This is a genomic window from Nonomuraea sp. B208, from assembly GCF_057536035.1.
Genome location: NZ_BAAJOU010000018.1, coordinates 1 through 19,714, shown reverse-complemented (window position 1 = coordinate 19,714; position 19,714 = coordinate 1). Strand labels below are relative to the sequence as shown.

Below are 19,714 nucleotides of genomic sequence, written 5' to 3'. Positions count from 1 at the left end.
GCCGGCCCGCGCCGGGCCGGCCACTCATGCCTTCACCTGCCTTCGCTAGATCCCCGAGCCTCGCCTGGTCACTCCGCGCCGAGCAGCACGTAGTCGTACATCTGCTGGCCCTCGTTGTAGGCGAGGTTGGTCACGCCCTGGCCGCGCATGAGCAGCGACTTGGCCCAGACGACGGGAAGGATGGAGGCGTCCTCCATGACCTTCTTGTCGACGTCCACCCACAGCTTGGCGCGGGCGGTGGCGTCCAGCTCGGCCGCGGCCTGGTCGACGAGCTTGTCGACCTCGGCGTTCTTGACGCTCAGGTTGTAGTTGCCCGCCGGGCGGATGGTCCGGCTGTCGACGATGGCCTGCATGAAACCGTAACCGTCGGGCCAGTCGGAGCCCCAGCCGTGCGTGGCCAGGCCGATGCCGTTCTTCTTGACGTAGTCGACGTTGCCGGCGTAGTCGGAGAAGTAGCTGGAGGCCGGGAAGCCCTTCAGCGTCAGCTTGATGCCGGCCTTGGACAGCGCCTGCTGCATGGCCTCGGCGAGGGCCTTCTCACGCGGACGGTCGGCGCGGAACGTCATCGTGGTCTCGAAGCCGTTCGGCTGGCCGCAGGCGGCCAGGGCCTGCTTGGCCTTCTCGACGTCGCCCTTGTTCTCCGGCGTCTGGTACAGGTCGAACTTCTCCTGGCCGACGATGCCGGGCGGCATGACGTTCGTGGCGATCTCGCCGCCGGCCACCGGGCCGCCGTAGGCGGTCTGGTTGGCGACGCGGTCCGCGGCGAACATGACGGCCTTGCGGCACTCGATGTTGTCGAGCGGCTTGGTGTCCGGGATGACCGAGACGTACCACAGACGGGCGATCGTCGGGTTGTCCGTACGGGCCTTCAGCGCCGGGTCCGGCAGGACCTTGCCGAGCGCCGCGGGCTGCATGCCGGTGCCCGGGATGTCGAGCTGGATGCTGCCCGACATGAGCTGGTTGTCCAGGTCATCGGCGTTGACGTTGAGCTGGACCTCCCACTTGTCCGGCAGCGCGGGCCGGTTGGGGTCGGTGGCGGGGTCCCACTGGTCGTTGCGGACCAGCGTGAAGCGCTTGCCGGTCTCGTTGGTCTCGAACTTGTACGGGCCCGAGGAGATCACGTGCTCGCGGTACTTCGCGCCCGTGTCCTTGTCCTTCGGCACCGGCGCCGTCATCGGCATCTGGACGATGTAGTCCATGGACGCGAACGGCTTGACCAGGTGGAAGACCACCGTGGTGTCGTCGGTCGCCTCGACGGCCGACTTGTAGTCGACGTCGGGGGTCTTGTAGACGCCCTTGAAGTCCTTCGGCCAGGCCAGCAGCTCGTTGAGGTACGAGGGGCCGTGCGGGAAGGTCTCCTTGTCGTACGAACGGGCCACCGCGTAGGCCACGTCCTTGGCCGTGATCGGCGTGCCGTCCTCGAACTTGAGGCCCGCGCGCAGCTTGTACGTCCAGGTCTTGCCCTCGTCGCTCGGCGTGCCCAGGCCCTCGGCGAGGTCGGGGACGACCTGGTTGCCGTCGGGGCCGGGACCGGTCTTGTACGTCGTCAGCGTACGCCAGTAGAGGCGGCCGAAGTTGAACGAGTACCCGTAGTAGGTGTCGGCCGGGTCGAGGCTGTCCCAGTCGGAGGAGTGCGCGGCCTTGATCGTGCCGCCCTTCTTCGTCGAAGGGTTGTACACACCGGTGAGCGCGGCGTTGAACGCGGGTTGCGCGCCTCCGCCGGACGCCGACTGCGCGGGCTGCTGCGGCGTGCCGCCACCTCCGCCACAGGCGGAGAGCACCATGGCCAGCGCCGCTGTCGCGGCCGCCGCCAGTGCGGATTTCCTTCTCATTGACTAACCCCTTGGTAGTGAGATGGGGGATGGAGCGTAGGCGAAGGTCAGTGCGCGCGGGGGTCGAAGGCGTCCCTCAACCCGTCGCCGAACAGGTTGAACGCCAGGACCGTGATGAAGATCGCCAGGCCCGGGAAGAGCACGAAGTGCGGCAGCGTGTAGAAGCGCACCGCCTCCGACAGCATGCCGCCCCAGGTCGGGGTGGGCGGGTTGATGCCCACGCCCAGGAAGGAGAGCGAGGCCTCGAACAGGATGTTGGTCGGGATGAGCAGGGTCGCGTAGACCAGGATCGGCGCGAGCAGGTTGGGCAGCACCTCGCGGAAGAGGATGTAGCCGTGGCGCGCCCCGAGGCTGCGGGCGGCGTCGACGAACTCCCGCTCGCGCAGCGACAGGGTCTGGCCCCGGACGATGCGGCCGATGCTGGGCCAGCTGAAGAAGCCGATGATGAAGATCAGCATGGCGATGCGCAGGCCGTTGCCCTCCAGGCCGAACCCCTTGTCGGGGACGACGCCCGCCAGCGCGATCGCGAAGACCAGCAGCGGGAAGGCGAGGAAGACATCCATGATGCGGCCGATGACCTGGTCGACCCAGCCGCCGAAGTAGCCGGCGACCACGCCGAGTACGGTGCCGATGACGACCGACACCAGGGTGGCGAGGAAGCCGATGAGCAGCGAGATCCAGGCGCCGGCCACGATGCGGCTGAAGATGTCACGGCCGTTGACCGGCTCGACGCCGAGCAGGTATTCGCTCCCCATGCCGCCCATGGAGCCACTGGGCAGCAGCGTGCTCTGGTCGATGGCCTCCTGGTGGAACTCCAGGGGGTCGTGCCCGAAGACCGAGATGATGGGCCCGGAGAAGATCGCCACGAGGATCAGCAGCACGACGACGACGCCACCGCCCAGGGCGACCTTGTCCCGCCTCAGCCGCATCCAGGCGATCCTCGTGAGGGACCGGCCCTGGATGTCCTTGCCCGCTCCCGCGAGCACCGACTCCGGTTGCGCTTCTGCGGCGGAACCGGGAACGTCAAGCGGCGCGGTCATGCGAAATTGCCCCCTGGATCCAGACGACGCTGTCTATTGAAACTGGACTTAGACCGCAAAGTCGCGACCTCAGGAGGCAGAATCTATGGCCTGAGCTGGTATGACCAGTCCCTCAGGCCGCTATGTGGCTAATCTGTGATTGATGCGAAACTCATTCGTATTGATCTTGATCTGAATGTCGTGGCCCGGTTCCGGTTGCGTCTCGGATTCGTGACACAACCGAGGTCAGCTGATGCCGCGCCGCTTGAGGAGCTCCTCGATGTCGGAGAAGTCGTCGTCGGCGGGCGCCTTGCGCTGTTTCGCGGCGACGGCCGGCTTGGGCGCGGCGGCCGAGGCGGCGGGCTGGGCCGCGCCAGGCTGGGCCGGCCGCTGCGCGGGCGTCTCGCCCGTGCCCTTCTTCTCGCCCTTGTCCTTCCGCCCGACGGAGAGCCTGCGGCCGCGCATGAACCCCGACACCACGAACAGCACCGCCGACAGCCCGGCCACGGCGACGCCCGCCCACACCGCCGGGTTGAGCACCAGGCCGGTGACGAACCCCACGGCCGTGGTGCCGATGGTCCACAGCGCCGGCAGCGCGTTCGTCAGATAGGCCGCCACCGGCAGCAGCGCCCACGCCGCCACCCGCAGGCCCGACGCCGCTCCTCTGCGGCGGAACGCCAGGAAGCTCAGGACCAGGCCCGCCACCGTCGCCCCGGCGCACAGCGGAAACCATGCGATCTGGTCGAAGTCCATCCGGCCACCCCTTCGTCTCGGCTTCTGCCTCCATCCTGGCATGCGAACGGCCGTTCGCTCTCCTCCGCGAGAACCAGCCGTCCCCTAGGGGAACGCCGCTCGCCCCCCACTGTCCTTTCAGGGACGAACGACGCCAACCCCACCGAACGGGCGTAGCGGCCGTCGTAGGCACGCACAGGGCCGAAAGGGACGCCCGGAAGCGGGCGTCCCGGAGTAGGCGTCCGGGTGCGGGCGTCCGGGAGCGGGCGTCCGGGAGCGGGCGTTCCGAAGCGGACGCCCGGGAGCGGGCGTTCCGTATCAGGCCGGCAGGAGGGCCCGCAGGTCGGCGACGGTGACGGCGGTCAGCGAGGAGACGACCAGGCGGCCAGGGGCCGGCTCGATCGGCAGGATGCTCGGGACGGCCACCACCGCGCAGCCGGCCGCCGTCGCCGCGGCCACCCCGCTCGGGGAGTCCTCCAGCACGACGCAGCGCACCGGCTCCACCCCCAGCAGCCGGGCCGCCGTGAGGTAGGGCTCCGGGTCGGGCTTGGTGTGCGTCACGTCGTCGGCCGTGACGATGACGTCGAAACGCTCACGCCCGACGACCTTCAGCACGGCGCCGGCGATCTCGCCCAGCGAGGAGGTGACCAGCCCGGCGGGCACCCCCTCCGCGCGTACGGCGTCGAGCAGCTCGACGGCCCCCGGCATGAGCTCGACCCCGGCCGACAGCCGGGCCACCATGCCGTCGACCATCCACGACCGCACGGTGCCGGGCGGCACCTCGGCGCCCGAGACGGCCAGCATGTAGTCGATCGTGCGTTCCATGGACCCGCCGACCAGGTGGGCCTGGTGCTCGGGCGTCCAGGCGGCGCCCAGCCGGGCCATCACCCCGGTCTCGATCTCCAGCCAGACCCGCTCGCTGTCGACCAGCAGCCCGTCCATGTCGAAGAAGACGGCTTCCATGCTCATGTGTCTCATGCCCTCGTCGTGCCCGTGCGCCCGCTGTCAGACGTTGAAGTATTTGGCCTCGGGGTGGTGCGCCACCAGCGCGGACGTGGCCTGCTCGGGGTGGAGCTGGAACTCCTCCGACAGGGTCACGCCGATGCGCTCGGGCTGGAGGAGCTGGAAGAGCTGCACCTGGTCCTCGAGGTTGGGGCACGCGGGGTAGCCGAAGGAGTAGCGGCAGCCCTGGATGTTGACCTTGAGCATGTCGTCGAGCGACTCGTCGCCGCCGATGCCCCACTCGGCGCGCACCCGGGCGTGCCAGTATTCGGCCAGCGCCTCGGTGAGCTGCACCGACAGGCCGTGCAGTTCGAGGTAGTCGCGGTAGGCGTCCTTGGCGAACAGCTCGGCCGTGGCCTCCGCGATCTTCGCGCCCATGGTGACGATCTGGAAGCCGACCACGTCGACCTCGCCGGAGTCCTTCGGCCGGAAGAAGTCGGACAGGCACAGGTGACGGTCACGGCGCTGGCGCGGGAAGGTGAAGCGGGTGCGCTCGCCGCCCGCGTCGTCGAGGATGATCAGCGAGTCGCCGTCGCTGACGCACGGGAAGTGCCCGTAGACGACGGCCGCCTCCAGCAGACCCTCGGTCTGGATGCGGTCGAGCCACATGCGCAGCCGGGGCCGGCCCTCGGTCTCGACCAGCTCTTCGTAGCCAGGGCCCTCGCCGCCCCTGGTGGGCTTGAGCCCCCACTGGCCGAGGAACAGCGCCCGCTCGTCGAGGAAGGCCGCGTAGTCGGCCAGCGAGACGCCCTTGACCACCCGGTCGCCGTGGAACGGGGCCGCGGGCACCGGGTTGTCGGTGGCCACGTCGGAGCGGGCGGGCAGCTCCTCGACCGGGGTGCGCTGGAGCACCGCGCCGGTCTTGACCCGCCGCTCGCGCAGCGGCGGCAGCGTCGCGCCCTTCTCGCCGCGCTTGACGGCCATGAACGCGTCCATGAGCCGCAGCCCCTCGAACGCGTCGCGGGCGTAGCGCACCTCGCCCTCGAACAGCTCCGCGAGGTCCTGCTCGACGTAGGCGCGGGTGAGCGCGGCGCCGCCGAGCAGCACCGGATAGCGGTCCGACAGGCCCCTGGAGTTCATCTCCTCCAGGTTCTCCTTCATCACCACCGTCGACTTGACCAGCAGCCCCGACATGCCGATGACGTCGGCCTTCTGCTCGTCGGCGGCCTCCAGGATGGCCGAAACGGGCTGCTTGATGCCGAGGTTGACGACCTGGTAGCCGTTGTTGGACAGGATGATGTCGACGAGGTTCTTGCCGATGTCGTGGACGTCGCCCTTGACGGTGGCCAGCACGATGCGGCCCTTGGTCTCGCCCTCCACGCGCTCCATGTGGGGCTCCAGGTAGGCGACCGCAGCCTTCATGACCTCGGCCGACTGCAGCACGAACGGCAGCTGCATCTGCCCGGAGCCGAACAGCACGCCGACGGTCTTCATGCCGTCGAGCAGCACCTCGTTGATGATCTCCAGGGCGGGGCGCTGCTCCAGCGCGGTCTCGAGGTCGGCCTCCAGGCCCTTGCGCTCGCCGTCGATGACGCGCCGCTTGAGCCGCTCCCACAGCGGCAGCGAGGCCAGCTCCTCGGCCTTGCCGGCGCGCAGCGCGGCGGCGTCGACGCCCTCGAACAGGTCCATGAAGCGCTGCAGCGGGTCGTAGCCCTCGCGGCGGCGGTCGTAGACCATGTCGAGCGCGACCTGGCGCTGCTCGTCGGGGATGCGCGCCATCGGCAGGATCTTGGAGGCGTGCACGATCGCGGAGTCGAGGCCGGCGTTGACGCACTCGTTGAGGAAGACCGAGTTGAGCACCATGCGGGCGGCCGGGTTGAGGCCGAAGCTGATGTTGGAGACGCCGAGCGTGGTCTGCACGCCCGGGTAGCGGCGCTTGAGCTCGCGGATGGCCTCGATGGTCTCCAGGCCGTCGCGGCGGGTCTCCTCCTGGCCGGTGGCGATGGGGAAGGTGAGGGTGTCGACGATGATGTCCTCGACCTGCATGCCCCAGTTGGTGGTCAGGTCCTCGATCAGGCGGCTGGCGACGCGCACCTTCCAGTCGGCGGTGCGGGCCTGGCCCTCCTCGTCGATGGTGAGGGCGACCACGGCGGCGCCGTGCTCGCGCACCAGGCGCATGATTTTCTGGAAGCGGGAGTCGGGGCCGGCGCCGTCCTCGTAGTTGACGGAGTTGACCGCCGCCCGGCCGCCCAGCATCTCCAGGCCCGCGCGCAGCACCTCGGGCTCGGTGGAGTCGAGCATGATCGGCAGGGTGGAGGCGGTGGCGAAGCGGAAGGCCAGCTCCTTCATGTCGGCCACGCCGTCGCGGCCGACGTAGTCGACGCAGAGGTCGAGCATGTGGGCGCCGCCGCGGGCCTGCTCGCGGGCCATCTCGACGCAGTCGTCCCAGCGTCCGCCCAGCATCGCCTCGCGGAAGGCCTTGGAGCCGTTGGTGTTGCAGCGCTCGCCGATGGCCAGGAAGGAGGTGTCCTGGCGGAACGGGACGGTCTGGTAGAGCGAGGAGACGCCGGCCTCGGGGCGGGGGCGGCGGGCGGCGGGCTGCTTGCCGCGCACCCGCTCGACGACCTGGCGCAGGTGCTCGGGGGTGGTGCCGCAGCAGCCGCCGACCAGGGACAGCCCGTAGTCGCGGGTGAAGGCGCCGTGGGCGTCGGCCAGCTCGCCGGGGCTGAGCGGGTAGTAGGCGCCGTCGGAGGTGAGCACCGGCAGGCCCGCGTTGGGCATGCAGCTCAGCCGGAGCCGGGAGTGGCGGGCGAGGTAGCGCAGGTGCTCGCTCATCTCGGCGGGGCCGGTGGCGCAGTTGAGCCCGACGATGTCGACGCCGAGCGGCTCGATGGCGGTCAGCGCCGCGCCGATCTCGCTGCCCAGCAGCATCGCGCCGTTGGTCTCGATGGTGACCTGGGCGATGATCGGGATGTCGCGGCCGGAGTCCTCGGCGGCCCGCTTGGCGCCGATGACGGCGGCCTTGACCTGCAGGAGGTCCTGGCAGGTCTCGATGATGAGCGCGTCGGCGCCGCCCGCGATGAGGCCGGCGGCGTTGTCGCGGTAGGCGTCGCGGAGGCTCGCGTAGGGCAGGTGGCCGAGCGTGGGCAGCTTGGTGCCGGGGCCCATCGAGCCGAGGACGAAGCGCGGCTGCTCGGGCGTGGACCAGTGGTCGGCCGCCTCGCGGGCGATGCGGGCGCCGGCCTCGGAGTATTCGAAGACGCGGTCGGCGATGTCGTATTCGCCGAGTGCGGCGAGGTTGGCGCCGAAGGTGTTGGTCTCGACGCAGTCGACGCCGACGGCGAAGTAGGCGTCGTGGACGCCGCGCACGATGTCGGGGCGCGAGACGTTGAGCACCTCGTTGCAGCCCTCGTGACCGTGGAAGTCGTCGAGCGTCGGGTCCTGGGCCTGGAGCATCGTGCCCATGGCGCCGTCGGCGACGATCACGCGCTGGTCCAGCACTTCGCGGAAGGACGGGGAGATGCTCATGGGGTAGAGCTTATCGGGTGCGCTCCGGCCGCTGGTCGGAGCGGGGGCAGAAGATCGTTCTATGGGTTCCGCGACGGCTCGGGCGGCCCGGCGCTAGTCTGCCGGATGTCAATTGAACATTGCGTCCAATAGGGGCTCCCATGGCCTACCGCACCGTGCTCGTCGGCACCGACGGCTCCGCCTCCTCCTTTCGCGCCGTGACCGCGGCGGCGTCCCTGGCCGCGGCGTCCGGCGCGACCCTCGTCCTCGCCTGCGCGTACCTGCCGATGCGGGAGAGCGAACGGGCGGCCGCCGCCGACCGGCTGGGCGAGCTGGCGTACAAGGTGAGCGGCTCCACCCCCGCGGACGACGCGCTGCGCGCGGCGCGCGAGCACGCGGCGGCGGCCGGGGCCTCCGACGTGGTGCTGGCCGCCGAGGAGGGCGACGCCGTGGACGTGCTGATCGCCCTGGCCGCGCGGCACCGCGCCGACCTCATGGTGGTGGGCAACCGCGGGCTCAACAGCCTCGCCGGGCGGCTGCTCGGCTCCGTGCCCTCGGGGGTGCTGCACCGGGCGGCGTGCGACGTGCTGATCGCGCGTACGACGGACGGCGGACGCTGACCGCGCCGGTTGTGCGCTGAGCGCGAACACCTGTGCGGTACGGGCGGGGAGATCGGCCCTGTACCGGCCGCGGGTTCCGTACGGACGCGAGTGACGGGAGGCCGTGCGGGGCAAGGGGTTCGCGAGGAGATCAGTGACGCCGGAGCCTCCTCAGCGCATAGGCTAAGCGGGACAATGGAGAGAGGAGGCGACCCGTGATAGAGCTCGAAGGGCTCCCCGAGCTCGTCGACCCGGTGCTCATTGCCGCGTTCGAGGGGTGGAACGACGCGGGTGAGGCCTCCAGCGGCGTCATCGCGCATCTCGAGTCGGCGTGGAAGGCCGAGCCGCTCATCGCCCTCGACCCCGACGACTACTACGACTTCCAGGTGACGCGGCCGGTGGTCGAGATGAGCGAAGGGCTCACCCAGTCCATCGTCTGGCCGACCACGCGGCTGCTGCGCGCCCGCCCGCCGGGCGTCGAGCGCGACGTGGTGCTGCTGCGCGGCATCGAGCCCAACATGCGGTGGCGCTCGTTCTGCGCCGACATCATCGAGGTCTGCCGCGAGCTCGGCGTGGAGCTGGCCGTCATGCTGGGCGCGCTGCTCAACGACTCGCCGCACACCCGGCCGGTCCCGATCCTGGGCGGCGCCACCGACGAGGGGCTGGCCCGCTCGACCAACCTGGAGCTGAGCCGCTACGAAGGGCCGACGGGCATCGTCGGGGTGCTGCAGCACGCCTTCGGCCAGGCCGGGCTCGACGCCATCTCGCTGTGGGCGTCGGTCCCCCACTACGTCGCCCAGCCGCCCAACCCCAAGGCCACGCTGGCGCTGCTGCGCCGGCTGGAGGACGTCCTGGAGATCCCGATGCCGCTCGGCGACCTCGACGAGGAGGCGCGGGCCTGGGAGCGCGGGGTCGACGAGCTGGCCTCGCAGGACTCCGAGGTGGCCGACTACGTCAAGGAGCTCGAGGAGCGCAAGGACGCCGCCGAGCTGCCGGAGGCCAGCGGCGACGCGATCGCCGCCGAGTTCGAGCGCTACCTGCGCCGCCGCGACCGCGACACCGACACCTGAGCCGTCGCGGGCCAGGCGGGCCGTAGCGCCTGAGCACGCCACGACGCGGGGCGCCCCTGAGCCGTCGCTGCGCCTGGGCAAGCTCCGGTGTCTGGGCCCGCCGGGGTGGCCGGCCATCGCCGTGCTTGGGCCGCCGGGGTGGCCGGTGGTCCCTGGGACCGCTGAGGCGCTTGAGCCATCGACGCGTCTGGGACCGCCAGGGCGGTCGAAGCCTCGCCGCGCCCGTGGCCGCTGAGGCAGCCGAGCCGGCGCCGCTGGGCGCTTGAGCCGCTGAGGGAGCCGAGCCGTCGCCGCTGGAGCGCTTGAGCCGCGTCTGGCTGGGCACGCCGCGCGTGGGTCGCGCTCGTGCTGCGGCGTTCCGCCGGCCGTTCCCCCGACCCGCCGTCCACCTGGCCGCGCGATGCCGGGCTGAGGCGGGCGGGTTCCTGGGGTTGTCAGGGACTCCTACGCCCTCGACGGACATGTGGGCTGTCCGGGTAGGACACTGACAGCTAACCCTTAGGGGTTAAATCTGACACTTTTTCGAGGTTTCAGGTAATAATCAGGGGCCGGAGAACTTTGCACTAAGTTGGGATCCGAGCCAAACATCCCACGCATACCAACAATTCGCGATCGACCGGCTTCGTGCCGCGATGCCTACTCCCCTGACCGCGCACGTTAGGCACGCCATGGCGACATCCCATGTAGACCCGTACCAGCGGAGCCAGGACGCCAGACGGCGCGTCCTGGAGATGGCCGTCTCGCTCCGGGAGGACCGCGGCGGCGGCTCCGTGGACCATTTCCTCGCCCTGCTCCAGGACCGGCTCCCGTCCTGGCTGAGCATGCTCCACGATCTTGCACATCGGATCGGAAAAGGGACCGTAGCCGACAATCTTCAACCAATAGCACGAGCAGGCATTCAATATTACATAGACGTACAAAGCGCGGCGCTACCCGCGTTCACCTCGCCGAACGTCACCGTGCGCTTCCGGCAGGCCGTCCGCGACACGGGCCTCGGCCCGTGGACCGAGGCCGCGCCGCTGGCCGCGTACCTCGCGGCCGAGCAGCGCATCGGCAGGGTGCGGGCCGACGCCGACCCGGAGGCCAGCGCCCGCCTGCTGATCGCGGGCTGCTTCCACCGGGCCTACGTCGAGATGTTCGTGGGCGAGGACACCTGCCCGTCGCGTGAGGCCAGCGCCCGGGAGGTGGTGCGCGAGCTGCGGCTGGAGCCGGCGCCCGCCGCGCCGGCCGCCGTCTGAGCGGCGCGTACGGCCTCGTCGTGGCGGTGCCAGACGAGCGCCGCCACGTCCGGGTCGGCCCCGAGGGGGTCGCTCACCGGGCCGGGGGCGGCCGCGGCCAGCCGGTCGTGGAAGAAGCCGGGGGCCAGCACGTACGAGGCGACCGCCACGCGCGCGGCCGGCGTCGCGGCGAGCCGTTCCATGGCCTCCCCCAGGGACGGCGAGCCCGCCGACGCGAAGGCCGCGGTGACCGGCCGGGCCAGCCGTACGGCGAGCATGCGGGCGGCGGCCCGTACGTCGGCGAGCCCGGCGGGGTCGGAGGAGCCGGCCGCGCCGAGCACGACCGCGTCCGTGGCGCGCAGCCCGGCCCGGCCGAGCCGCCGGGCGAGCACGCCGGTCAGCAGCCGGTGCGGCCCGAGCCGGTCGGCGACCACCGCGTCGGGCCGGTGCGCGGCGACGATCTCGGGCAGGTCGATGTGGACGTGGTAGCCCGTGGCCAGCAGCAGCGGGACCACCACCACCGGCCCGCGCACGGCCGGGAGCACGTCGGCCAGCAGGGGCGAGCTGATCTCCAGGTAGGTGAGCTCGACCCGCCGCCCGGGACGCGCCCTCCTGACCGCCTCCGCCAGCGCCTCCAGGGTCGCCTCCCCCGCGGCGCTGCGGGTGCCGTGCGCGGCCAGGACGAGTGCGGGCGTCACATTCCCACCTCGTACGGGCAGGCCAGCCGGTAGCCGCGCTTGACCACGGTCTCGACGATGCCGCCGGGACCGAGCGCCCGGCGCAGCCGTGTGACGGCCATCTCGACGGCGTGCTCGGCGGAGTCGCGGGCGAGGCTGCCGGGCAGCACCGTACGCAGCTCGGCGCGGGAGACGACGTGCCCCGGCTTGTCGGCCAGGCGCTTCAGCACCGCCATCGGGGCGGGCGGCAGCGGGCGCAGCTCGCCGTCCACGACGACGGCGTGGCCGCGGATCTCGAGCTGGTGCCCCCCGGCGGCGAGCCGGGTGACGCCGTGCTCGGGGAGGTGGCGGGCGAGGGCGCGGGCCAGCGCGCCGAGCCGCGAGCGGTCCGGCTGCAGGGTGGCCACGCCGCGCGAGGTGAGCGGGTCGGCGGTGACGGGGCCGACGCAGGCGGCCACGACCGGCCCGCCGAAGGCGGCGAGCAGCGCGTCCTCCAGGCCCTCGGCGCGGGCCGCGTTGAGCATGGCGTGGACGGCGGGTGCGCTGGTGAAGGCGACGGCGTCCACCGCGCCGGAGACGGTCTGGGTGATGAGGCGGCGCAGCGGCGAGATGTCCCGGTACGGCAGCCACCGGTAGACCGGGATCTCGATCACCTCGGCGCCTGCGGCGCGCAGCTCGGCCACGAACTCACTGAGCGGCTCGCCGTGCTGCTGGACCGCGATGCGCCGGCCGCGCAGGTCCTGGGCGAGGAGGTGCTCCTTGACCTCCTGGCAGGACTCGGTGGCGGGCGTCCAGTGGTCGTTGAGCCCGGCGGCGCGTACCGCTCCCCTGGCCTTGGGGCCGCGGGTGAGCAGGCGGGACCGGGTGAGGTGCGCGCCGAGGTCGGCCGACAGGCCCCAGCCCTCGGCGGCGGCCATCCAGCCGCGAAAGCCGACGCCGGTGGTGACGACGACGTCGTCGAGCGGCGCTTCGAGCGCCTGCCGGGTGGCGGCGAGCAGGTCGGCGTCCTCGGCCAGCGGCACCAGCCGGATGGCGGGGGCGCTGACCACGCGCGCGCCGCGCCGCTCCAGCAGCGCGCCGAACTCCTCGCGCCGCCTGGTCGCGGTCACGCCGACGGTGAATCCGGCCAGGGCGTCCGGCGCCGTCTCTGGGGAAGCGCCGTCGCCGACGGGGAGTGCGGTCATGCCGTCACCTCCAGGTACTCGTGGAGGCCTGGCCGGGCCCCGAGCTCCCGGCCAGGCATCACAGGCGCGTGTGACGCAAGTGAGATCACCCTTCGATACTGCTTTCGGGGGGTTTCGCCGCGGGGTCTCTTCTGTTACCGCTGTGCTACAAGGCAGGACCCGGGCGATTGGCACCTGACGATCATGGGAAGCTCTCAGCGTGACAACGCCGCCTATCGGGGAGCCACGGGTGACGGTCCTGCCCATTCGCACGTTCGACGATCCGGCGCTGCGCGTGCCGGCCGAGCCGGTGCGCGACTTCGACCGCGAGCTGCGCCGGCTGGTGAAGGCGCTGACCGCGACGATGCGGGCCGGCGCGGGCCGCGCGGGACTGGCCGCCCCGCAGGTCGGCGAGCCGCTACGGGTGCTGGTCTACGACTACGACGGCCGTGCCGGCCATCTGGTCAACCCGCGGCTGGAGCTGTCGGAGCGCCGGGTCGTCGCCGACGAGGCGTGCCTGTCGGCCCCCGGCGTGTGGTGGCCACTGGAACGTTCCTACATGGTCACCGCGCGTGGCCGCGACATGTTCGGCAAGCCGGTGACGCTCCGGGCGCTCGGCGTGCTGGCCCGGGTGCTGCAGCACGAGGCCGACCATCTCGACGGCGTGCTGTTCAGCGATCACCTCGAAGCGGCTGAGCGGGAACGGTTTCTGGCCGCCGCGCTGCCGTCGGGCTGAGCTCACGTCGCTGTTCCGGGTCGGTCCCGCCCCACACGCCGTACGCCTGACGGGTGCTGAGCGCGTACGCGAGGCACGGCTCCCGCACCGGGCAGCCGCGGCAGACGGCCTTCGCCTCCTCGACCTGTGACTGGCTCGGCCCTTCCATCGAGATCGGGAAGAACAGTTCCGGGTCCTGGTCGAGGCAGGCGGCCCTGCGTGTCCAGTCGAGCATCATCATGCTCATGGCGCCTACCCGGACGGATGGCGGTCATACCTCGCTGAGCAGCCGATCCCAGTCGGCGAGGAAGCGGCCGAGGCCGTAGCGCGCCAGAGCGGCGGCGCGGGCGGCCTTCCCGGCCTGGGCGGCGCTCTCCGGATCGCGGGCGAAGGCGTGCAGGGCGTCGGCGAGCACGTGCACCCTGGTGGAGAGCACCCCGGCCTCCGGCGGCACGGCCTCGATCGCCTCGGTGGCGGCCAGCGCCACGATCGGCATGCCGAGGTGCATGGCCTCGATGAGGGCGAGGCCGAGCGAGGTCCACCGGTACGGGTGCAGGTAGACCCGGCGGCGGGCGAGCTCGGCGTGCATGACGTGCCGCGGCAGGTCCTCGTAGGTGCCGTACGGCAGCCCCTCGACCTTCATGCCGAACACGTCCAGCGGGACGCGCTCGTGGAAGCGCGGCAGCAGGTCGGTGCCGGCGACGCGGGTGCGGCGTACCGGCTCGTTGACCACGACGCCGGCCCTCGGCAGCTCGCCGGTGTAGAGCGGGCCGGGGTCGGGGACGCCGTGCTCGATGACGCGGGTGGGCGCGCGGCCGTTGTCCCAGTAGAGCTCGTTGAAGTGGGTGACGTGGACGAGCGTGACGGCGTCCTGGCCGGCCAGCGGGTGGCGGGTGCGGGGCACGTCGCCGGCCGGGGTGTTGTGCTCGACGTACACGGCGGGCACGTCGCGGCCGAGCCACTCCCTGGCCAGGCCGGGCTCGTGCGGGCGCTGGCAGACGACGACGTCCACGTGCTCGTGGCGCAGCCGGTCCCAGGGCACCTCGCGGGCGGCGGCCGGCCAGTGGTAGGTGTCGGCCCGCCCCCGCCCGTCGGGTCCCCTGCCGGGGACGAGCGGCAGCAGGTACTCGTGCGCGCCGCGGACGAAGGCGTCGGTCCAGGATCCGTGCACGTGCCAGAGCAGGATCCTCACCAGCGGCTCCAGCCCATGGCGCGGGCCCACGGCGCCGCGACGGCCGCCACGGGCCCCTCGGCGTCGCTGAGCACGCGGTCCACCACGTCGGCCAGGTCGTCGGCGACCTCGGGCGCCTGGTCGATCTCCTCGGGCAGGGTGATGGCGGTGGGGACGAGGATGCCGCGGGCGCCGGCGGCGCGCGCCGCCTCCATGTCCCGTCCGATGTCCCCCACGACCACGCACTCGCGCGGGCTGACGTCGAGCACGGCGGCCGCCCTGATCACGAGGCCGGGCGCGGGTTTGCGGCAGGTGCAGCCGTCGCCGTCGTCGTGGACGCAGATCGCCCACGCGTCGAACGGCCCGAGCAGCTCCTCCACCCGCGCGTTCACCTGGTCCATCTCGTCGGGTGTGAGCAGGCCCTTGGCCACGCCGGACTGGTTGGTGACCACGGCCACCGGCACGTCGGCGCGGCGCAGCCGGCAGAGGGCCTCGACGGCCCCCGGCATGGGCTCGACCCTGCCCGGGTCGCCGTTGTAGGGCACGTCCCTGATCAAGGTCCCGTCCCGGTCGAAGAGCACGGCGCCGGGACGTCGTCGTTCGAACACCTCTCAACCACCTCTCGCCCCACTCTCGCCTTGGTGGCGTGCCGCCCAGCTACCCGGGGGCAATTCCGGCAAACAACCACGGAGCGTGACCATCGCCAGGCGAAATGGGGTGTTCCGAGAGCGTTTTCGCACTTCGGACGGTTGCGCGAGGTTTGACTACCGCTTCTCTCGGTAGCGGTTCTCCATCCCATCGGGGGAGGCACGATGAGGTTTCTCGGGATCAACGCGGTCTTCCATGACCCGGCGGCGGCGCTCGTCGCCGGCGGGCGGATCGTCGCCGCGGCGGAGGAGGAGCGCTTCAGCCGCCGCAAGCACGGCAAGCGGCCGCTCGCGTTCTCCGCGTGGGAGCTTCCCGAGCAGGCCGCCGCGTGGTGCCTGCGCGAGGCGGGCCTCGCCCCCGAGGACGTGGACGCGGTCGCCTACTCCTACGACCCGTCGCTCGTGGTGCGGCGGCCGGAGGGCGACTGGGAGGACCTGCGCACGACGTACGCGGTGCGCGCCCCGCTGTTCCTCGCCACGGCGCTGCCGGGGCTGGATCCGGCGCGGGTGACGTACGTGCCGCACCACGTGGCGCACGCCGCCTCGGCGGGCCTCGCCTCGCCCTGGCGCGACTGCGCGGTGCTGGTGTGCGACGGCCGCGGCGAGAACGTCTCGCACCTGGCGGGCCGCTACCGGGACGGCGAGCTGGAGGTGCTGGCCGCGCAGGAGCTGCCGCACTCGCTCGGCCTCCTGTACGAGGACGTCACCGAGCACCTGGGCTTCCTGCGCTCCAGCGACGAGTACAAGGTCATGGCCATGGCCTCCTACGGCCGGCCCCGGCACCTGGACGCGCTGCGCGAGGTGATCCGCGCGACCGGCGACGGCGGGTTCCGCGTCGAGCCGGTCGACTGGAACGGCTACGCCAAGGCGCTGCCCAGGGGCGCCCCGTGGACCTCCGACCACGCCGACCTGGCCGCCAGCGTGCAGGCGCGGCTGGAGGAGGTCCTCATGGAGCTGGCGCGCTGGCTCCACGAGCGCACCGGCGAGCGGCGCCTCGCCCTGGCCGGGGGCGTCGCGCTCAACTGCGTGGCCAACACGCGGCTGCTGGAGGAGGGGCCGTTCGCGGAGGTGTGGGTGCAGCCCGCGGCCGGGGACTCCGGCACCGCGCTGGGCGGCGCGCTGCACCTCGCGCAGGCGTACGGCGAGCCGGCCGCGCCCATGGGCACCGCGGCGCTGGGGCGCGGCTTCACCGACGAGGAGCTGGGCGCCTGGCTGGACGTGGCGCGGGTGCCGTGCACGCGGCCCGCCGACCTCGCCGCCGAGGTCGCGGCCGAGCTGGCCGCGAACCGGATCGTGGCCTGGTTCCAGGGCCGGTCCGAGTACGGCCCGCGGGCGCTCGGCCACCGGTCGCTGCTGGCGCATCCGGGGCACGCGGCCAACACCGAGCGGCTCAACGACGTCAAGGGGCGCGAGCAGTTCAGGCCGGTGGCGCCGATGGTGCTGGAGTCGCGGGCGCGTGAGGTCTTCGGGCGGGGGCCGGTGCCGTCGCCGTACATGCTGTTCGTGCACGACGTGCGCCCCGAGTGGGCGGCCCGCGTCCCCGCGGTCGTGCACGTGGACGGCACCGCCCGCGTCCAGACGGTCTCGCCGGACGCCGAGCCGCTGGTGGCGCGGCTGCTCACCGAGTTCGAGCGGCGCACCGGGCTGCCGGTGCTCGTCAACACCAGCCTGAACACGGCCGGCCGGCCCATGGTGGACGACCCGCGCGACGCCCTGGAGTGCTTCGGGTCCGCGCCGGTGGAGGTGCTGGTCCTCGGCCCGTACGTGGTGCGGCGGCGGGAGGTGTTCCGCTCGTGATCACCACCCTGATCACCGTCGTCATCCCCACCGTCGGGCGGCCGTCGCTGCGCGAGACGATCGCCGCGATCGGCCCCGGCGTGCCGGTCGTCGTGGTGGACGACCGTCCGGCTGTCACTCGTCGCGTCGGGTCGTGTACAGTCGGTCACGGCGGTGGCAGCCACTCAAGGGAGTTCGGCATGCCCACCGTTCTGAAACATCCGCCTGCCCACGTGCGCCTGGTGCGCAGTGGCGGAAGAGGCCCCGCGGCCGCCCGCAACGCCGGATGGCGTGCGGCGGACACCCCCTGGATCGTCTTCCTCGACGACGACGTGATCCCCGAGCCGGGCTGGGCGGACGCGCTCCGCGCCGACCTGGCCGGCCTGCCCGGCGACGTCGCGGGCAGCCAGGGCCGCATCGTCGTCCCGCTGCCGGAGCACCGGCCGCCCACCGACGGCGAGCGGCACACCGCCGGGCTCACCGGCGCGTGGTGGGTGACCGCCGACATGGCCTACCGGCGCGCCGCGCTGGAGGAGGCCGGCGGCTTCGACGAACGCTTCCCCCGCGCCTACCGCGAGGACGCCGACCTGGCGCTGCGCGTGACGCGGGCCGGGCACCGGCTGGTGCGCGGCGCGCGCGTCACGCGGCACCCGGTCCGCCAGGACGGCTTCTGGGCCAGCGTGCGCTTCCAGCGCGGCAACGCCGACGACGCGCTCATGCGGCGCCTGCACGGGCCCGGCTGGCGCGCGCTGATCGGCGGCGGGCAAGGCCGGCTGCGGGCGCACGCCGCGACCAGCGCGGCCGGGCTGTCCGCGCTGGCGCTGGGCGCGCTGGCCACGCGGGTCCGGGGGCCGGTCGTCCCCGGCACCCCGGCGCGGCTGGTCCCGGCCCTGGCCGTGGCGGCCGGGGCCGCCTGGGCGGCGCTGACCGCCGAGTTCGCCTGGCGCAGGATCGCGCCCGGTCCCCGTACCCCCGATGAGCTGTGGCGGATGGCCGTCACCAGCGTGGTGATCCCGCCGGTCGCGTGCGTGCACCGGATGCGGGGGGAATGGAAGGTGCGCCGATGAGCGACAGGACGCTGCGAGCCGCCGGCGGGCCCGGCGGCAGGGGGCGCGTGCTCGTCGCCCGGCTGGACGACGCCGGTGACGTGCTGCTGGCCGGTCCGGCCGTGCGGGCGGTGGCCGCGCACGCCGCCGAGGTGGTCTTCCTCGCCGGCCCCAACGGCCGGGCCGCCGCCGAGCTGCTGCCCGGCGTGGACCGCGTGCTCACCTGGCGGGCGCCGTGGATCGACCACACTCCCCCGCCGGTCGGGCGGGAGCAGGTGGACGACCTGGTCGCCCGCCTGCGCGGCATCGACGAGGCGGTGATCCTCACCTCCTTCCACCAGTCGGCGCTGCCGCTCGCGCTGCTGCTGCGGCTGGCCGGGGTGGCGCGGATCGCCGCCATCAGCAACGACTACCCGGGCTCGCTGCTCGACGTCCGCCACCGGTGGGACGAGAGCGTGGACGTGCCCGAGGCCGAGCGCATGCTGGCCGTGGCCCGGGCGGCGGGGTTCCCGCCGCCGGCGGGCGACGACGGCAAACTCGCTGTTCAACACCCCCTGCCGGATATCACCGGGATTACCGGGCACTTCTTCGGTGTCGGCGCCGAGGCCGACAAAGGCTCTTATGTCGTGGTGCATCCAGGGACGTCGGCGCCCGCGCGCAACTGGCCCGCCGAACGGCACCGGCAGGCCGTGCGGGAGCTGACGGAGGACGGGCATCGGGTCGCCGTCACCGGCACGGAACGAGACCTCACCGCCTACGTCGCCGGCGACGACGCCGCCGACCTCGGCGGCGCGACCACTCTGGCCGAACTGGCCGCCGTGATCGAACGGGCGAGCGTGCTCGTGGCCGGCAACACCGGCCCCGCGCATCTCGCGGCGGCGGTCGGCACGCCGGTCGTGAGCCTGTTCGCCCCCGTCGTCCCGGCCGCCCGGTGGGCCCCGTACGGGGTCGCGACCGTGCTGCTCGGCGATCAGCAGGCGCCCTGCAGGGACAGCAGGGCGCGCACCTGCCCGGTCCCCGGACACCCATGCCTGTCCCAGGTCACGAGTGAGCAGGTGGTCAAGGCAGTGAGGGAGCTGACGCAGTGAAGGTCGATCTCATCTCCGAGCACGCGGACCCGCTGGCCGCCGTCGGCGGCGTGGACTCGGGCGGCCAGAACGTGTACGTGGCCGCCCTCGCCCTCGCGCTGGCCGATCGCGGCCACCAGGTCGTCGTCCACACGCGGCGCTCGTCGCGGACCCAGCCCCGCTCGGTGCGCCTCGGGCCCGGCGTCGTCGTCGAGTACGTCCCCGCCGGGCCGGCGGCGCACGTCCCGAAGGACGAGCTGCCGCCGTACATGCCCGAGTTCACCGACTTCCTCGCCGACCGCTGGGCGATCGACCCGTCCGACGTCGCGCACGCGCACTTCTGGATGAGCGGGCAGGCCGCCCTCCAGGCCGCCGACGGCTTTCCCGTGGTGCAGACGTTCCACGCCCTCGGCACGGTCAAGCGGCGCTGGCAGGGCGAGGCCGACACCAGCCCCGCCCACCGGATCGACACCGAGCGGGAGATCGGCAAGCACGCCGACGCCGTCCTCGCCACCTGCGGCGACGAGGTGGGCG

18 protein-coding genes are annotated in these 19,714 nt (G+C 72.7%); 8 read left to right on the top strand and 10 right to left on the bottom strand.

Features of this window, described 5'->3' with window-relative positions; genetic code table 11:
• Nucleotides 1-68: 68 nt before the first annotated feature.
• The 5 genes from AC27IY_RS13680 to metH all read right to left on the bottom strand — a co-directional run bounded on the left by AC27IY_RS13680 (nt 69) and on the right by metH (nt 8,053).
• Nucleotides 69-1,832 carry an ABC transporter substrate-binding protein gene (locus tag AC27IY_RS13680; protein WP_487178165.1) on the bottom strand — a complete coding sequence of 588 codons (1,764 nt, stop codon included), beginning with the start codon at nt 1,830-1,832 and terminating at the stop codon, nt 69-71.
• A 47-nt stretch (nt 1,833-1,879) separates the two neighbouring features.
• Nucleotides 1,880-2,872: an ABC transporter permease gene (locus AC27IY_RS13675; RefSeq protein WP_423448790.1), complete on the bottom strand. Its 993-nt coding sequence runs from the start codon at nt 2,870-2,872 to the stop codon at nt 1,880-1,882.
• 225 nt (nt 2,873-3,097) lie between these two features.
• The gene (locus AC27IY_RS13670; RefSeq protein WP_344215527.1) at nt 3,098-3,604 is read right to left on the bottom strand and encodes a cellulose synthase; all 507 of its coding nucleotides are present in this window, start codon (nt 3,602-3,604) and stop codon (nt 3,098-3,100) included.
• 297 nt (nt 3,605-3,901) lie between these two features.
• The gene (locus AC27IY_RS13665; RefSeq protein WP_487178164.1) at nt 3,902-4,552 is read right to left on the bottom strand and encodes an HAD family hydrolase; all 651 of its coding nucleotides are present in this window, start codon (nt 4,550-4,552) and stop codon (nt 3,902-3,904) included.
• Nucleotides 4,553-4,588: 36 nt separating this feature from the next.
• A complete protein-coding gene (gene metH, locus AC27IY_RS13660) occupies nt 4,589-8,053 on the bottom strand; it encodes a methionine synthase (RefSeq protein ID WP_487178163.1) in 3,465 nt (1,154 codons plus the stop codon).
• 140 nt (nt 8,054-8,193) lie between these two features.
• On the opposite strand from metH, the gene AC27IY_RS13655 reads away from it, so the two are divergent.
• From AC27IY_RS13655 to AC27IY_RS13645, 3 genes are all read left to right on the top strand, one after another.
• A complete protein-coding gene (locus AC27IY_RS13655; protein ID WP_487178162.1) occupies nt 8,194-8,652 on the top strand; it encodes a universal stress protein in 459 nt (152 codons plus the stop codon).
• Between the two features lie 194 nt (nt 8,653-8,846).
• Nucleotides 8,847-9,701 (top strand): PAC2 family protein, encoded by an 855-nt coding sequence (locus tag AC27IY_RS13650; protein ID WP_091087559.1) that lies wholly within the window; start codon nt 8,847-8,849, stop codon nt 9,699-9,701.
• 668 nt (nt 9,702-10,369) lie between these two features.
• Entirely contained in the window at nt 10,370-10,939 is a 570-nt protein-coding gene (locus tag AC27IY_RS13645) for a hypothetical protein (RefSeq protein ID WP_371247013.1), read from the top strand.
• Here AC27IY_RS13645 and AC27IY_RS13640 read toward each other — a convergent pair.
• Together AC27IY_RS13640 and AC27IY_RS13635 are read right to left on the bottom strand one after the other, a co-directional pair.
• Nucleotides 10,825-11,616, bottom strand: a complete 792-nt coding sequence (locus tag AC27IY_RS13640; protein WP_344215538.1) for a sirohydrochlorin chelatase — start codon at nt 11,614-11,616, stop codon at nt 10,825-10,827. The two genes, AC27IY_RS13645 and AC27IY_RS13640, sit on opposite strands and share 115 nt — an antisense overlap.
• Nucleotides 11,613-12,779, bottom strand: coding sequence for a uroporphyrinogen-III synthase (locus tag AC27IY_RS13635; protein WP_344215540.1), 1,167 nt, complete (start codon nt 12,777-12,779; stop codon nt 11,613-11,615). The genes AC27IY_RS13640 and AC27IY_RS13635 overlap by 4 nt, the downstream gene beginning before the upstream one ends.
• A gap of 229 nt (nt 12,780-13,008) precedes the next feature.
• On the opposite strand from AC27IY_RS13635, the gene def reads away from it, so the two are divergent.
• Nucleotides 13,009-13,494 (top strand): peptide deformylase, encoded by a 486-nt coding sequence (def, locus tag AC27IY_RS13630; RefSeq protein WP_364452792.1) that lies wholly within the window; start codon nt 13,009-13,011, stop codon nt 13,492-13,494.
• On the opposite strand, the gene AC27IY_RS13625 is transcribed toward def, so the two are convergent.
• From AC27IY_RS13625 to AC27IY_RS13615, 3 genes are read right to left on the bottom strand one after another with little or no spacing between them, the layout of a single operon-like run.
• Nucleotides 13,430-13,708, bottom strand: a complete 279-nt coding sequence (locus AC27IY_RS13625) for a WhiB family transcriptional regulator (RefSeq protein ID WP_371247568.1) — start codon at nt 13,706-13,708, stop codon at nt 13,430-13,432. The two genes, def and AC27IY_RS13625, sit on opposite strands and share 65 nt — an antisense overlap.
• Before the next feature lie 36 nt (nt 13,709-13,744).
• Nucleotides 13,745-14,665 (bottom strand): glycosyltransferase, encoded by a 921-nt coding sequence (locus AC27IY_RS13620; RefSeq protein ID WP_423448797.1) that lies wholly within the window; start codon nt 14,663-14,665, stop codon nt 13,745-13,747.
• Nucleotides 14,662-15,252 carry a D-glycero-alpha-D-manno-heptose-1,7-bisphosphate 7-phosphatase gene (locus tag AC27IY_RS13615; RefSeq protein ID WP_344215546.1) on the bottom strand — a complete coding sequence of 197 codons (591 nt, stop codon included), beginning with the start codon at nt 15,250-15,252 and terminating at the stop codon, nt 14,662-14,664. Before AC27IY_RS13615 ends, AC27IY_RS13620 begins: the two co-directional genes overlap by 4 nt.
• A 204-nt stretch (nt 15,253-15,456) precedes the next feature.
• Between AC27IY_RS13615 and AC27IY_RS13610 the strand changes: the two genes are divergently transcribed.
• The 4 genes from AC27IY_RS13610 to AC27IY_RS13595 all read left to right on the top strand — a co-directional run.
• Entirely contained in the window at nt 15,457-17,088 is a 1,632-nt protein-coding gene (locus AC27IY_RS13610) for a carbamoyltransferase family protein (protein WP_423448799.1), read from the top strand.
• A complete protein-coding gene (locus AC27IY_RS13605; protein WP_487178161.1) occupies nt 17,085-18,134 on the top strand; it encodes a glycosyltransferase family 2 protein in 1,050 nt (349 codons plus the stop codon). Before AC27IY_RS13610 ends, AC27IY_RS13605 begins: the two co-directional genes overlap by 4 nt.
• Nucleotides 18,131-19,201, top strand: a complete 1,071-nt coding sequence (locus AC27IY_RS13600; RefSeq protein ID WP_487178160.1) for a glycosyltransferase family 9 protein — start codon at nt 18,131-18,133, stop codon at nt 19,199-19,201. Before AC27IY_RS13605 ends, AC27IY_RS13600 begins: the two co-directional genes overlap by 4 nt.
• A partial coding sequence (locus tag AC27IY_RS13595) for a glycosyltransferase (RefSeq protein WP_487178159.1) occupies nt 19,198-19,714 on the top strand: 517 nt, incomplete at its 3' end. The genes AC27IY_RS13600 and AC27IY_RS13595, both read left to right, overlap by 4 nt.